Origin of the sequence: Streptomyces sp. NPDC056452 (assembly GCF_042796085.1) — a bacterium.
In the GTDB taxonomy this organism is placed as follows: Bacteria; Actinomycetota; Actinomycetes; order Streptomycetales; family Streptomycetaceae; genus Streptomyces.
Window position 1 is genome coordinate 16298 of sequence record NZ_JBHTRI010000033.1, and the last position, 14579, is coordinate 30876.

13 protein-coding genes are annotated in these 14579 nt (G+C 71.3%); 6 read left to right on the plus strand and 7 right to left on the minus strand.

Features of this window, described 5'->3' with window-relative positions; genetic code table 11:
• Positions 1-105: 105 nt before the first annotated feature.
• A complete protein-coding gene (locus ACFQ6X_RS27890; RefSeq protein WP_383185327.1) occupies positions 106-1179 on the minus strand; it encodes a helix-turn-helix domain-containing protein in 1074 nt (357 codons plus the stop codon).
• Positions 1180-1563: 384 nt separating this feature from the next.
• Between ACFQ6X_RS27890 and ACFQ6X_RS27895 the strand changes: the two genes are divergently transcribed.
• Positions 1564-3123 carry a PQQ-dependent sugar dehydrogenase gene (locus ACFQ6X_RS27895; protein ID WP_383185328.1) on the plus strand — a complete coding sequence of 520 codons (1560 nt, stop codon included), beginning with the start codon at positions 1564-1566 and terminating at the stop codon, positions 3121-3123.
• A 146-nt stretch (positions 3124-3269) separates the two neighbouring features.
• Here ACFQ6X_RS27895 and ACFQ6X_RS27900 read toward each other — a convergent pair whose 3' ends face one another.
• The gene (locus ACFQ6X_RS27900; RefSeq protein WP_356422939.1) at positions 3270-3713 is read right to left on the minus strand and encodes an SRPBCC family protein; all 444 of its coding nucleotides are present in this window, start codon (positions 3711-3713) and stop codon (positions 3270-3272) included.
• A 257-nt stretch (positions 3714-3970) separates the two neighbouring features.
• Here ACFQ6X_RS27900 and ACFQ6X_RS27905 point away from each other — a divergent pair, with 257 nt between their 5' ends.
• The gene (locus ACFQ6X_RS27905; RefSeq protein WP_383185331.1) at positions 3971-4411 is read left to right on the plus strand and encodes an ATP-binding protein; all 441 of its coding nucleotides are present in this window, start codon (positions 3971-3973) and stop codon (positions 4409-4411) included.
• 145 nt (positions 4412-4556) lie between these two features.
• On the opposite strand, the gene ACFQ6X_RS27910 is transcribed toward ACFQ6X_RS27905, so the two are convergent.
• Positions 4557-5285, minus strand: a complete 729-nt coding sequence (locus ACFQ6X_RS27910) for a type 1 glutamine amidotransferase (RefSeq protein ID WP_383185333.1) — start codon at positions 5283-5285, stop codon at positions 4557-4559.
• A 386-nt stretch (positions 5286-5671) separates the two neighbouring features.
• Between ACFQ6X_RS27910 and ACFQ6X_RS27915 the strand changes: the two genes are divergently transcribed.
• Positions 5672-7765, plus strand: coding sequence for a SpoIIE family protein phosphatase (locus ACFQ6X_RS27915; protein WP_383185335.1), 2094 nt, complete (start codon positions 5672-5674; stop codon positions 7763-7765).
• Positions 7766-7850: 85 nt separating this feature from the next.
• Here ACFQ6X_RS27915 and ACFQ6X_RS27920 read toward each other — a convergent pair whose 3' ends face one another.
• Entirely contained in the window at positions 7851-7976 is a 126-nt protein-coding gene (locus ACFQ6X_RS27920; protein WP_383185336.1) for a hypothetical protein, read from the minus strand.
• Positions 7977-8310: 334 nt separating this feature from the next.
• Between ACFQ6X_RS27920 and ACFQ6X_RS27925 the strand changes: the two genes are divergently transcribed.
• Both ACFQ6X_RS27925 and ACFQ6X_RS27930 read left to right on the plus strand, forming a co-directional pair.
• Positions 8311-8913 (plus strand): hypothetical protein, encoded by a 603-nt coding sequence (locus ACFQ6X_RS27925; RefSeq protein ID WP_383185337.1) that lies wholly within the window; start codon positions 8311-8313, stop codon positions 8911-8913.
• A gap of 172 nt (positions 8914-9085) precedes the next feature.
• Entirely contained in the window at positions 9086-10582 is a 1497-nt protein-coding gene (locus tag ACFQ6X_RS27930; RefSeq protein WP_383185339.1) for a PepSY-associated TM helix domain-containing protein, read from the plus strand.
• Positions 10583-10858: 276 nt separating this feature from the next.
• On the opposite strand, the gene ACFQ6X_RS27935 is transcribed toward ACFQ6X_RS27930, so the two are convergent.
• Positions 10859-11527 carry a response regulator gene (locus tag ACFQ6X_RS27935; RefSeq protein WP_383185341.1) on the minus strand — a complete coding sequence of 223 codons (669 nt, stop codon included), beginning with the start codon at positions 11525-11527 and terminating at the stop codon, positions 10859-10861.
• Entirely contained in the window at positions 11524-12651 is a 1128-nt protein-coding gene (locus ACFQ6X_RS27940) for a sensor histidine kinase (protein ID WP_383185343.1), read from the minus strand. Before ACFQ6X_RS27940 ends, ACFQ6X_RS27935 begins: the two co-directional genes overlap by 4 nt.
• Before the next feature lie 195 nt (positions 12652-12846).
• On the opposite strand from ACFQ6X_RS27940, the gene ACFQ6X_RS27945 reads away from it, so the two are divergent.
• Positions 12847-13263 (plus strand): DUF6223 family protein, encoded by a 417-nt coding sequence (locus ACFQ6X_RS27945; protein WP_383185344.1) that lies wholly within the window; start codon positions 12847-12849, stop codon positions 13261-13263.
• A 28-nt stretch (positions 13264-13291) separates the two neighbouring features.
• Here ACFQ6X_RS27945 and ACFQ6X_RS27950 read toward each other — a convergent pair whose 3' ends face one another.
• Positions 13292-14563, minus strand: coding sequence for an APC family permease (locus tag ACFQ6X_RS27950; protein ID WP_383185346.1), 1272 nt, complete (start codon positions 14561-14563; stop codon positions 13292-13294).
• Between the last annotated feature and the right edge of the window lie 16 nt (positions 14564-14579).

Consider the following 14579-nt stretch of genomic DNA (forward strand, 5'->3'; position numbering starts at 1 on the left):
CCGTCACTCGCGCACACCCATCGGTCCGAGCAGGTCCCGGAGTCGCTCGGACTCGTCCCGTGAGGCCGATTCCTCCCGGTCCGGACGATGAGGACCGAAGGAAGGTCAGAGCCAGCCCGCCCGTGCGGCGTGCCATCCCAGCTGCAGACGCGACTCCGCTCCGGCGAGGTCCATCAGGCGCCGGATCCGCCGTTCCACCGTGCGTATGGAGAGACCGAGTTGGGATGCCACCCGCCGGTCGGAGACCCCTGCCAGCAACAGGGCGAGGACCTCCCGCTCCTCCCCGGTCGGCTGCTGATCGGCCGCCGTCCCCTCGCGCACGCCCGAGGCCGTGGTGTACATCGGCCGGGCCTGGTCCCATTCCTTCTCGAAGAGGCGGACCAGGGCCGCCAGCAGACCACTTCGGTGCACCACGATCGCGCTCGGCTCACCTCCGGAGTCCGACATGTCCAGGGGCACCATCGCGCGCTCCCGGTCCGCCACGACCATTTTCAGCGGCAGCGAGTCGACCACCCGGAGCGCGACGCCTGCCATGACGGCCGCCCGCACGTCCTGGACGACATCGTGGCCGTCGAGATAGCCCTTGTCGGCCACGATCCGGAAGTCGACTCCGCGCTCGAGCGCGGAACTCTCCGACGAGTCGGTGTCCTCGCGCGGCACGGCGATCGGAGCGCCGACGAGGAAGACGAGCAGCTCGCGCTGGGCGCCGGACTGCAGTTGGTGAAACCGGTGAGCGACCTGCTCCACTCCGACGACCACCTCCACGACACCGCCCGCGGTGTGTGCGGCGGTACTGCGGTACTGCTCGGCCAGTATCGAGAACGCGGCTTCGGCCTTGTGCAGTGCGTTGCGCTGTTCGACGAGGAGCGGGGCCAGGGCCACCGAGGGCGGCGTGAGCCGGTAGCGCGCGGGCGGGTTCCCCGTCTCCCCGTCGGCCGGTCCGCGCACCCCGCCTTCGGGCTCCACGGCCGCCAGGCCGCGCGCCGCCAGGTCGGCCAGGACCCGGGCACTGTCCGCGTACTCGAGTCCGGTCCGCCGGGCGAGGTCCTGCGCGGACGCCGGCTGACGGGCCATCAGCGCCGTATAGACGGCCTCCTCGGCCGGGCCCAGTCCGAGCGCCTCCAGCATCCGGCTCCCCTCGCGCGGTCCCGCGTCCGGCCCGGCACACCTGATACGCACCGGGCGGATCTTCCCCGCCGAAGCCTATCCCTCGACCTTGTCGGCGCCTCGGGCTGCCCGCTACGGCCAGGAAGCCTCCGGCCGGGCGTCGTTCGACGATCGCATCGTTTGCGCCACACGGTACGGAAGTGGCGCAAACGAGTGTTGCCCGCTCCGCCTCTTCACGAGCAGTCTGGGGTCGCGGGAGCGCTCCCACATCCAGCTTCGCCGGGAACCGGTACCCCCACCGGAAAGAAGGCGGGCCTGGATTGTCATGCGCATGCCATCTGACCGGCACCGGTGACATCCGCTACGACAAGCGTCCGTGCGGGACGCGTCACCGGGTGCGAACCACTTGTGTGCGCCTTCCACCGCCGTGCAAGCGTCCTCGACACTGGAGCCGACATGTTACGACGCCGCTGGACCGGACAGTTCCTGCTGGCCCTCCTGCTGACCACCCTTGCTCCGTTGCCCGCCGCCGCGACCCAGTCCTTCGCGGCGGCCCCGACCGCGACGGCGGACACAAGGGCGACCGGCGCGGAGGCTGCCCCCTCCTCAGTTCCCCTGCCGTCGCTCCGTGCGACCACTACCCAGGTGGCCTCCGGGCTGAGACGGCCCACCGCCCTTGTCGCCCCCGACGACGGCACGGACAGGTTGTTCATCACCGAGAAGTCCGGCACCGTACGCGTGTACCACCCTGACACCGGCCTGGCCGCGGCCCCGCTCCTCGACATCAAGTCGGCCGTGGACGAATCGGGCAACGAGCGCGGTCTGCTCGGCATCGCCGCCCCGCCCGACTTCGCCGACAGCCACTACCTGTACGTGGCGTACACGGCACTGCCCGACGGCGCGGTCACTCTCGCCCGCTACCGCCTCGACGAATCCCGCCTCGAGGTCCTGCTCTCCCAGCCGCACGCCGAGTACAGCAACCACAACGGCGGCCAGCTCGCGTTCGGCCCCGACGGCCACCTGTACTGGAGCATCGGTGACGGCGGCGGCTCCGCGGACCCCTTCCGCTCCGGGCAGCGACTGGACACCCTCCTGGGCAAGGTCATGCGCATCGACGTGAGCCGCGGCTGCGGCCCGCTCCCCTACTGCGTTCCCGGCGACAACCCCTTCGTGGGCACCCCCGGCGCCCGCGAGGAGATCTGGCTCTACGGTCTGCGCAACCCGTGGCGGTTCTCCTTCGACCGCGCCGACGGCTCGATGTGGATCGGCGACGTCGGACAGGGCCGGTGGGAGGAGGTCGACCACCTCACGCCCGGAGAGGGAGGGCTGAACCTCGGCTGGTCCTGCTACGAGGGCCTGGAGAAGTTCGGCGGCGGCGACTGCGTTCCCGGCGAGAAGTACACCGAGCCGGTTTTCACCTACTCCCCGTACACCGGGGGCTGCTCGGTCATCGGCGGTCACGTCTACCGGGGCCAGAAGTACGCCGGCCTCGTCGGCGGTACGTACATCGCGACCGACTACTGCTCGTCGACGGTCTGGGCGCTGCGCCCCGATGGCGAAGGCGGCTACGAGCAGGCCGAGATCGGGGAGATGCCCACCCAGGTGACGTCCATCGGCACCACCGTCGACGGCGAGTTCTACGTGGTCAACGACCTGCCCGGCGGCCTGCACCGCGTGTCCTTCGCGCGGGAGGAACCCGCCTGCCGTGTGGACCTCACCGTGCAGACCTGGGGCACCGGCACGACGGTCGACCTCACCGTCACCAACACCGGCAGCACCCCGGTGAACGGCTGGACGCTCGAGTTCCCGCTGGCCCTCGGGCAGACCGTCACCTCCGACTGGAACACAGACCTCACCCAGGGAGGCAACACGATCACGGCCACCAACGCCTCGCACAATGCCACGATCGCTCCCGGCGCGAACATCACCCTCGGCTACCTCGCCGCGCACACAGGTGACTCGTCGTCGCCGCCACGGTTCATGCTGAACGGAGACGCCTGCGCCGTGGGCAGCTGAGCCGTCTGAACCCGAAGCCGGTCACACCGCGGACCATCGCCGGCCAGGCTCTCCGTACGACGCAGAACCGCCCGTGCGCACGTCGGAAGTGCGCACGGGCGGTTCCGTGTCTGCGGGGCGCTCCACACCCGGCAAGCGGTCCGTGGTCACAGGCCCCGAGGGCCGTCACCCGCCGCGGTGGACTCGGCCAGCTTCTGGAACTCGCCCAGGTCGTAGTTGGTGAGTGCCGAGTCGAGGTTGGTCAGGGCACCCAGGTGCTCCACGAATCCGCTGGGGTCGTACTCGATCTGCAGGGCGACCCGGCTGGAGGTGTCGTCGAGCCGGTGGAAGGTGACCACGCCTGCGTGATGTACACCCTCGATCGTCTTCCAGGCGATCCGGTCCTGCGGGACGACCTCGGTGAGCTCCGCGACGAAGCTCTTGTCGGCGCCCGGCAGGGACAACTGCCAGGAGAACCGGCGCTCGTCCATCGGATCGACCCGTCGCACGTGGCTCAGGAACTTCGGCCACTGCGACACATCGCTCCACAGGGCCCAGGTGACGCTGACAGGCGCCTTGATGTCGACGGTCTCGACGAGGGAGGAGGACATGAGCAACAACCTTTCTTTCGCTCGGTTACGCCTTGGGCTGCCGACTACCCGATAGGCGGCAGCCCACGCATGCCCCGCCGCCACCCGGTCGCGGCGGCAGGCGCCCGGCGGTCCTCACGGCCGGGATCCCTGCCCCGGTCGGCCCCCGCTTCCGCTCCGGCTTCGGGACGTCGGCCGGGCCGCGCGCCGGGGCTGCCATGGTGGGCCTCGAATGCGGGGGTAGACGAGAAGGAGAGAGCCGAGCGAGGAGGGGCCGAATGACGAAGGACATGTCGCTGTGTGCGGTGGGATGGGCTCAGTCGTTTCCCGTATCGCACGGGGTACGGGCCGGCCGCCGCTGGACGCGGGACCACCTGGCGTCCCTGGGGTGGACTGAAGCCGCTCCCGAAACCGTGGACGCGATCCTGCTCACTGTTTCCGAACTGATCACCAACGCGCACGTGCACGCGCACAGCGACGCCCAGCTGGTCCTCACCTGGGACAGCCGCTGCCTGCATGTGAGCGTCCACGACTCCGATCCTGTGCCCCCCGCCCAGCAGCCCGAAGACCTCACGACGACCGGTGGGCGCGGACTCGCCATCGTCGACGCGCTCGCCGACGGATGGGCCACGCACCCCCAGGCGTCGGGCAAGACGATCACCGCCTGCTTCGTTCCTCCCGGCGCTCCGAAGCCCCCGCACGGCGAGGCCATCGGCTGATCCCGTGCACGGGCGCGAGGTAGCCCCGCCCGACCGCCGGCGGCGCTACCTGCTGGGGGCTGCTCGCGGGCGTGCTCGCCGGCGTCATCGCATCAGAGATACGGCGGCAACCGAGTCGCCGTATCCGCGACCGCACCGCTGCCGGTCACCGCAGCCTCGCGCACACCTGGGCGAACCGCCGTGTGAACACCGACCACGCCGAGACCGCCGCGTCCTCGTGGGCCAGGGCCTCGGTGTGCAGCCGGTCCCGGTCGAAGCCCTGCCGGGCCAGCCGCTCCCGGTCCCAACCGCCGATCCGCCGGGCCTCCGCCTCCGGGTGGAACTGCACACCCCAGGCCCGCGCCCCGACCCGGAACGCCTGGTGGGGGCAGGCTGTGCTGGACGCCAACCAGGAGGCACCCGGCGGGAGTTCGGTGATCGCGTCGACGTGCCGCTCGATCGCGGGAACCGTCGCACCGAGCCCGTACAGAAGCGGGTCGTCGGCGGCTTCGGGGCGCAGCCGGATCTGTGTGCTGCCGCATTCGGGCTGCCCGTGACGCGCCCTTACGCTGCCGCCCGCCACCTGTGCGAGCATTTGGCCGCCGAGGCAGATACCGAGGAAGGGCGTGCCGTCGTCCAGGGCCTGCGCGACGAGGCGGCGGGTGGCCGGGAGCCAGGGCGCGCGCTCGTCGTCGTCCGGCAGGAAGTCGCCTCCGAGCACGAGGAGCGGCCTGCTGCCGAGCGTCCGGGGCAAGGCCTCACCCTCGTAGGGGCGCACCACTTCGAGGTCGATCCCCGCCTCACGCAGCCAGGCCCCGACCCGGCCGGGACCGCCGTTCCTGGTGTTCTGTACGGCCAGGGCGATCGGTGGGTCCGGTACGTGCGAGGGCGTCATCCGCCTCGGCTCCCCTGCTCGGCATCTGCGTTCGCTGCGGTGATCTCTTGCTGGTCCTCGTACGGTCCGGCCGTCCACATTCTCACCTGTTCGCTGCCCGGAAGTCGGCGGAACGGCAGCTCCGGCGGCCCGGCTGCCGCCGGCACCTCACCTGGACCGGCGATACCGCCGCATCTGTTGTAGCGTCGACGAAACCGGCACTGAGCTGCACAAAGAGCCGTCAGCTCGCCTCACACCTCCATTCCTGTCCGAGCGATTCGGCCGTTGTGCAGCTGGACGGCCGTGATGTCCGAACGGCGCGGGGCGGGCAGAATTGCCCTGACAGCCCCGTCCACCAGCGACTGAGTGCACACGGCCGGCCCGTGCGCGCCTGAAAAGGGGGCCCGGTGTCATCCGACCGGCCGGGGGAAGAGCGTGCTCCTGGTCCGCTGTGGTCGGAGCCGGGCACCCTGCTGGAGCATGTGTCCGTGGCTGTGCTGGGCATCGACGACCACGACCGGATCTGCTACTGGGGGCCGGGCGCTCAGCGGCTCTTCGGCTACGCGGCCGCGGATGTCCTGGCCAGGCCGGCCGCCGCCCTCTTCCCCGAGGCCCCGCAGGACGGTACGGGCGCGGCCGAGCGACTCGCGGAGCGCGGCCGGACCCTGGGCTACTGGCGGGCGAGGATGCCGGCCCTGCACCGGGACGGCACCCTGTTCGACTGTGGCTTCCGGGTCTTTCCCGTGACGGGCGAGCACGGCCGTTCCGTCGTCGTGGGCCTGGCCAGCAGTGGCGACGAACTCGACCGGGTGAAGACCAACCTCGCCTTCCTCGACGCACTCTTCGAGACGTGCCCCATCGGCCTCGTCATGCTCGACGAGGACCTGCGTTACGTCCACCTCAACCAGGCCCTCGCCGACATGGACGGCATCCCGATCCAGGACCACATAGGGCTGCCCATGACCGACATCATGATCACCTCGGACGGCGGTGAGTACGGGCGACTGCTGCGCGCCGTCGCCGACGAGGGCCGGCCCGTCGTCAGCGCACTGGTCGGTTTCCGCACGCCCGGACACCCCGACCGCGACCAGGTACGTTCCGTGAGCTTCTTCCCTCTGAGCCAGGCCGTGGGCACGCGGCCGGGGCTGGGCGGCCTGCTCGTGGACGTCACCGACCGCGAGCGGGCGATCGTGGAAGCGACCGCCGCGCGGCAACGCCTGGCTCTCCTCGACCGGGCCTCCACACGGATCGGCACCACCCTGGACGTGAACGTGACCGCCCGCGAGCTGGTCGAGGCGGCCGTTCCGGACTTCTCCGACGCGTCGGTCGTCGAGGTCGTGGAGTGGGCGGACGAGCGTGAGGTGTTCGACCCGGCTGCTCCGCTGATCACCCGCCGGATCGCCTCCGGAACCAGCCTGCCCCCTCCCGCCACCGAGCTCGTGAGCGGACTGGCGAAGGTCACCTACCCGCCGGGCTCCACGATCCACGAGATGATCCGCACCGGCGGCCCCGTGTGCGTCCCGGTCGACGACGAGTTCATGACGCGCACCGTCATGCACCAGTCCCGCGTCCGGCTGCTTATCGACAGCGGCCTGACCAGCCTGCTCCTCGCCCCCCTCATCGCGCGGGGCACGGTGCAGGGCATCGCCATGTTCGGCCGCTCCGCCGCCCGCCCCGTCTTCACCGAGCTGGACCTCAGCCTGGCCGGCGAACTCGCCTCGCGCGCCGCGCTCTGTCTGGACAACGCCCGCCTCTACAGCCGCGTCCAGGACATCGCGCTCACCCTCCAACGCGCCCTGCTCCCCACCGCCCTCATGGCCGGCCCGTATGTGCGGACCGCACACAGGTACCTGCCCGGCAGCCGTATCAGCGAGGTCGGAGGCGACTGGTACGACGCGATCGAGCTGCCGGGCGGCCAAGTGGCGCTCGTCGTGGGCGACGTGGTGGGACACGGTGTACCGGCGGCCGCGGCGATGGGCAGACTGCGTATCACCGCCAAGACCCTGGCCCGCCAGAACCTGGAACCGCACGCCGTTCTCGAAGAGCTCGACGTGTGTGCGCAGGAAGCCGGGATCGAGCTGGCGACCTGCCTCTACATCCGCTACGACCCCGCGACCGGGGAAGCCCGCATCGCGAACGCGGGCCACCCTCCACCTCTGGTCCGGCAGCCCGACGGCACGGTCGACATCATCGACGAGGTCCTCGGGGTTCCCCTCGGCGTGGGCGGCTTCCCGTTCCGCACGACCGGGATCGCACTCCAGGAGGGCGCCACTCTGGCCCTGTACACCGACGGTCTCGTCGAAGCGGGTGGGGACATCAGCGAGGGCATCGAAGCGCTCCGGTCCCAACTCGTCCGCGCCGAAGGGGGACTGGAAGCGACGGCGGAGAGAATCCTCGCGAGCATGCTGCCGTCCGCGCCCACCGACGACACGGTGATCGTCCTCGCACAGGTGAGCCGGTCATCGCCTCATCCGGCCGGGGCGAGCCCGGGTGACGGTTAGCGAGTTCGCGGTCGGTCCTGCCGGTTGCAACGGCCACCAGCCACGTCATGACCCGGCATCGGGCTCGTGTGTCGACGGGATGCTCTCACAGCCGCCGGACGCGCAGCACGCCGGTCAGCATCGGGAGAGTGAACTCGCCGCGGGTCTCCGGCCGGCTCGTGAGGAATGCGCGGATCCGGCCGAGCACGGCCTCCTGTTCCTGTTCCGGCATGACCAGCACCCCCGCGCGCGTCGCGATTGGTTGCGAGGTGGGAGTCGCCCGTGCGGCGCTGCCCGTGCGGGAACTCCGGCGCCGAGGTCGAGCACACGCGGGCCTGGGGCGAGGCCGAGCGCCCAGCACACCGCGGCCTGCGCGTAGTCGGGACGGTGCTCGGCGTATGCGGCCGCCGCCGCCGAACGACGAGGAATGAAGCAGCCGTTCGCCCTGATCCATCCGGCCGCTCCATTGATGCTGCGGGCGGTCGGCCACGCCGCCTCCACCCGGTGACTCGTGCACCGTACAGACACACACGCGCCGCCGTGTACATGCTCGATAGGTTGTATCCGTGCGCGGGCCGGGAGAATGGACCGGGCGGACCGGCAGAGGTCTGCTCTGCGCTTCGGCATGCCTTTTTCTGGGCGCGGTCAGCCATGCCTCCGCCGGTGGGCGGCTGCCGGGCGCAGGTCCGCTGGTACTCATCCTCGCCACGCTGACCGTGCTCGGCTCGGTGTTCTTCGCCGACCGCCGGCGCCGCTTCGACGTCACGGTGCTGGCAATGGCCGGAACACAGTTCGCCCTCCACCTCGGTTTCCACCGTCTCTCGATGCCCGAAGCCGGCCATGCGGTACACCACATGACGGGCCGGCACATGGTCATGGGCCCGGCAGACATGGCCGAGCGCGGTGTCGGGCATTCGCTGTCCTCCGCCATGACCTCGGCCCATGCGGTCGCCACGGTCGGGACCGCGCTGTGCGTCATCTACGGAGAACGCGTTCTGCGGGGGCTGGCCGCCCTGGTCGTCCCGGCCTTCTCCTTTCGCGAGCCCCCGGTCCTCCCTGCCACCCCACGGCTTCGGCCCGTACCCCTGTCGTCTGCGCACCCCCGATTCGGGGTACTGCTCGCTCGTTCACGGACCCGGCGGGGTCCTCCCTCGGCGGCCCCGGCCTGACGATCCCCTTCTGCGCTACGTCGCACCGGCTGTTCACGGTGCGACGGTGCATGCGTGCGGGCGGAGCGGGGCCGGGGCACTGGCGCCGCACCGTCTCCCCAGGCGGAAACACCTCACCGACTTCGCGGCGTCCCCGGCTCGTCCGGCGGACCCGTCAACCTGAGGAATACGCATGTCTTTCGGAACCGAAGAACCACCACAGAACGACCGCCGTCGTATCGACGCCCCGTCTGCCGCGGCGGCAACAGTCGCCGTCGCCGAACCCGCCACCACCCCTGCGGACGAGCCCGGGCCCGGCCGCTCCTGGCAGGCCGTACGGGGCCTGCTCGTCCGCCTGCACTTCTTCGCCGGCATCTTCGTCGCCCCCTTCCTGATGGTGGCCGCCCTGACCGGGCTGGCCTACACCTTCACGCCACAGCTCGACCAACTCGTGTACGGCGACCAGTTGCGCGTCGAGCAGGTCGGCGAGGCGCCCCGTCCGCTGGCGGAGCAGATAGCCGCCGCAAGGACCGCCCACCCGGAGGGCAGCCTGGCCTCGGTCGTCACCCCTCCCGGACCGGAGGACACCACACGTGTGGTGCTGTCCCTGCCGGAGCTCGGTGACAAGCAGCGCACCGTGTTCGTCGATCCCTACACCGCCGAGGTGCAGGGCGACCTGACCACGTGGTTCGGCTCGACGCCGCTCACCACCTGGCTCGACGACCTCCACCGCAATCTGCACCTGGGCGAGACCGGTCGCCTCTACTCGGAGGTCGCCGCGAGCTGGCTCTGGGTGATCGTCGCGGGCGGTCTCGTCCTGTGGCTCGGACGCAGCCGCGGGCAGCGGGCCAAGTCCGCACGGGGCGTTCTGCTGCCCGACCGTTCGGCCCGGGGCGTGCGCCGCACCCGCAGTTGGCACGCGGCCACGGGTGTGTGGCTGGCACTCGGTCTGTTCTTCCTGAGTGCCACCGGCCTGACGTGGTCGCACTATGCGGGCGACCGGTTCGGGCAGCTGCTGGACGCGGCCAGGGGCAATGCTCCCGCGTTGGACACCACGCTGCCCGGCGCTCAGCCACCCGCGGAGGACGAGGGCGGGGAGCACGCCGGGCACGGCGCCGCGGAGGAGTCAGCCGCGGCGGATCCGGCCGACTTCGACGCGGCTCTGGCCGTGGCCCGGGACGCCGGGTTGGGCGGCACCGTGGAGGTGACGCCTCCCGCCGACAGTGCGGGCGCGTGGGTCGTGGCCCAGGGCGACAACGTCTGGCCGGTGCACTACGACCAGGTCGCTGTCGACACCGAGAAGGGCGAAGTCACCTCCCACAGCCGGTGGGCGGACTATCCGCTCCTCGCCAAGCTCAGCAAGCTCGGGGTGCAGGGGCACATGGGCGTGCTGTTCGGCATCGCCAACCAGATCGTGCTGGCCGCGATCGCGCTCGGCCTCACCGCCGTGACCGTCTGGGGCTACCGCATGTGGTGGCAGCGCCGCCCGACCCGCGACGATCGCAAGGCGGTGCTCGGCACGGCGCCTGCCCGCGGAGTCTGGCGCCGGCTGCCGCTGCCCGTGCTCGTCCTGGGCATCCCCGCCGTGGCCGCTCTCGGCTGGGCGCTGCCGCTCCTGGGGGTGACCTTGGCCGCCTTCCTCGTCCTGGACGTGGTGACAGGACTGGTCCGGCACGTGCGGGCCGCATAGGAGGCAGAGGGCCCGGAGGACGGGGCAACAGATCCTGTCCTCCGGGCCCGGCGTCGGCCCGCTCCGTCAGGCGACGCACGGCGAGTCGAGCGTCAGAGCGTCGATGGTGCGGAACACACGACGCACTCACTCCGGAGCTCGACATCATCCCGGTCGACCTCCCTGCTGACAGCAGCTCACGACTGGTCGTCATGTGCTCGGGGGGATCCGCTGTGAGCGGGTGGACCTTGTGGCTCTCATCAGGTGGACATGTGGTTGGACGATGAGCGTCGTTCGTCAGGAGTTGTGGGGCCGTACCAGGCCGGATTCGTAGGCAAGGACTACGAGTTGGGCGCGGTCGCGGGCGTGGAGCTTGGTCATGGCGCGGTTGATGTGGGTCTTCGCGGTCAGCGGGCTGATCACCATGCGGTCTGCGATCTCGTCGTTGGAGAGGCCGTGCGCGACCAGGACGACGGCCTCGCGTTCGCGGCCGGTCAGCTCCTCCAGAGGCTTGCCGGTGCCGCTGGAGGTGGGGGGCGGCTGGGCGACGTACCGGTTGATCAGCTTGCGGGTGATCGAGGGTGCGAGGAGGGCGTCGCCGCGTGCTGCGACGCGCACGGCGTGCAGGAAGTCCTCCGGCAGGATGTCCTTGACGAGGAATCCGGCGGCGCCGGCGCGCAGGGCGTTGTAGACATGTTCGTCCAGGCCGTAGTTGGTCAGGATGACGACGTGGACGCCGGTCAGTGCAGGGTCGGCTGCGATGTGCCGGGTCGTCTCGATGCCGTCGAGGACCGGCATCTGGATATCGATGAGTGCGATGTCGGGGAGGTGCTCTCTGGCGAGCTGCAGGCCCTCCTGGCCGTTGGCGGCTTCAGCCACGATCTCGATGTCGTCTTCGAGGTCGAGGAACGCGCGGAATCCGCTGCGGATGAGCGGCTGGTCGTCGATCAGTAGGACACGGATCATGAGGCTCGTTCCACGGGAAGTTCGGCCTGGATGGTGAAGCCGCCCTCACTCCTCGGTTCGGCGCGGAGCCGGCCGCCGAGGGCGGTGACACGTTCGCGCATCCCCAGGAGCCCGATGCCGGGTTCCGGCGCACTGTCCGGCGTGGCTTTGCCGTCGTCGTCGATGCGGATCGCGAGAGTGTCCGGCCGGTAGTCGATGTGGACCGATGCCGTGACCGTGTCCGCATGACGGGCGATGTTGGTCAGCGATTCCTGAACGACCCGGTAGGCGGTCCTGCCCACTGCGATGGGCACGTCGTGTCGCTGGCCTTCGATCGTCAGCGTCGCCTCCAGGCCGCTCCTGCCGGCCCGTTCGACGAGTTCGGGGATGTGGTCGAGGCCGTGTGGTGGGGTGGTGTCGTCGTCGCGCAGCGCCTCCAGGGTCGCGCGGAGCTCCCGGGACGCCTCCCGGCCGGCCTCCCGGATCGCCAGCAGGGCCTCCGGCACCTCTTCGCCCCGCTTGCGGGCCACGTGGACGGCGGCTTCTGACTGCACCTTGATGACCGAGATCTGGTGGGTGAGCGAATCGTGCAGCTCCCGCGCGATGTGCAGCCGCTCCTCGTCGGCGCGGCGCCGCGCCGTCTCCTCCCGGGTGCGCTCGGCTTCGTCGGCCCGCTGCTCGGCCTGCCGGAGCGCTTCACCGGCGGCTCCGGCGGCGATGAGCCAGGCGACCTGGAGGGCGCCTCGGGCCTGCGCGAACGCCTCACCCGTGTCGTGGAGTCCCGATACCAGGGCCGCGAGAGGGAGGGAGGCCAGCACGACGACGCTCACCACCGCCGTGACGATGCGGTGTCCCGCCCGCATGGCCGCGTACACCGCGAAGAGGAACGCGACGGCGGCCACGTCGAAGCCCGCCGCCTGGTAGCCCACCGCGCACAGCCCGGCGACGGCGAGGACGGCAACCGGAGCCCGCCGTCCGGCGGCGAGTGCCAGGCCGCCGGCTACCAGCAGCACGTAGCCGAGAAGGCCGAGGCCCATGGCGGAGTGCTGCCCGGACAGACCGGTGACCAGCAGCGCCGCCGCCACGCCTACGGCGATCAGCCAGTCCCTGACACCGGCCCGAACGCGGAACCGTCCTATGTTCATGCGCGCACCGTAGCCCGCGGCTGCCGCGGGCGAATCCCGCTCGCGGACGAGCGGTCGACTACCACGCGCGCAGTAGCTCCCCCGCGTCTGCCGCGTTCGCGGTAGCGCGAAGTGCCTGCGCCTGCTGGACGACCGGCCATGGGCCCGGCCGACATGCTCGAACCACATCCAGCCGTGGAAGAGAAGGAGCACCCCATGTCCGCTCGTCGCCTGTTCGCCGCCTCCGCGACCGCCCTGTTCGCCGGGCTCGGTCTTGCCGCACCAGCTGCCGCGCACGACGGGGTCCAGCCCGTCGCCGCCGTCACCGACTTCAGCATCGGGAGGCTCGGAGCCACCACCGGCGGGCTGCTGGGACTGGCCGCCGTGATCATCGCCGTGCTCGCGCTGAGGCCCTTCGGTCGTCTCAGCATTGCCAACGGGTCGCTCGGTGCCGCGGCGGCCGTGGGCTCGGGACTGATCGCCACGGCACTCGGCGCTCTGGTCGCGGCCGGCGCCGACGGTGGACTCGGCACCGGCAACGGGCTGGGCGGAGCGTACGTGGCCCTGCTGCTCGGCCTGGCCGGCACTGCTCTGGGCGGGCGGGCTCTGGCCCGTTCCCGGTCCAGCCGTTGAGCCACGGCGGACACCTGTTCTGCCGCGGTCACGCCCTGCGGGCGGTTACCGCCCGACGTACCGCGTAGGCAGCGGCGCCGACGGTCAGGACTGCGGCGCCGCTGATCACCGAGGAGGCCGGGAGGGCGAAGGCGAGGACGAGGCAGCCGGCCAGCCCGACAACCGGGATGATCCGCGCCGGTCGGCCCTCGTCCGGTGTGAGCGTCCAGGCGGAGGCGTTGGCGATGGCGTAGTAGGCGAGCACCCCGAAGGAGGAGAAGCCGATCGCCCCGCGTACGTCGGCGCTCGCGGCGAGCACGGCGACGAAGGCGCCGACCACGAGTTCGGCGCGGTGCGGCACTTGGAACTTCGGGTGGACGGCGGCCAGGGCGTGCGGCAGGTGGTGGTCGCGGGCCATGGCCAGGGTGGTGCGCGAGACCCCGAGGATCAGGGCGAGGAGCGAGCCGAGCGCGGCTACCGCGGCGCCCACCCGTACGACCGGAGCCAGCCAGTCCGCGCCTGCGGCCCGTGCGGCATCCGACAGCGGAGCAGTGGAGTCCCCCAAGCGCTGCGGGCCGAGCACGAGCAGGACGGCGACGGCGACGGCCGCGTAGACGACCAGTGCGATACCGAGGGCGAGTGGGACGGCCCGCGGGATGGTGCGGGCGGGGTCGCGGACTTCCTCGCCGAGCGTGGCGATGCGGGCGTAGCCGGCGAAGGCGAAGAAGAGCAGGCCCGCGGCCTGGAGCACCCCGCCGAAGGACGCGTCGTCCCCGATGCCGAGTCCGGCGGTGTCCGCGTCGCCGGAGGTGGCCGCGGCGACCACCACTGCGGCCAGCACGGCCAGGACCACGGCGACGATGACGCGGGTGAGCCGGGCGGACTTCCGCACCCCGGCGTAGTTGACGGCGGTCAACGCCACCACGGCCGCGACCGCAACCGCATGTGCCTGGCCTGGCCACACGTAGGACCCGACGGTCAGCGCCATGGCCGTGCAGGAGGCGGTCTTGCCGACCACGAACGCCCATCCGGCGAGGTAGCCCCAGAATTCGCCCAGCCGCTCCCGCCCGTAGACGTAAGTGCCTCCGGAGGCGGGGTACCGGGCAGCCAGGCGCGCCGAGGACATCGCGTTGCAGTGTGCCACCACCGCTGCCAGCGCCAGGCCGAGCAGCAGCCCCGACCCGGCCGCACCGGCCGCCGGAGCCAGGGCCGCGAAGATCCCGGCCCCGATCATTGACCCCAGGCCGATCACCACGGCGTCAAATACACCCAGGTGCCGCTTCAACTCGCCCGTGCCCGCCGGTCCCGACACCGCACCCATCGCTTGCTCCCCAACC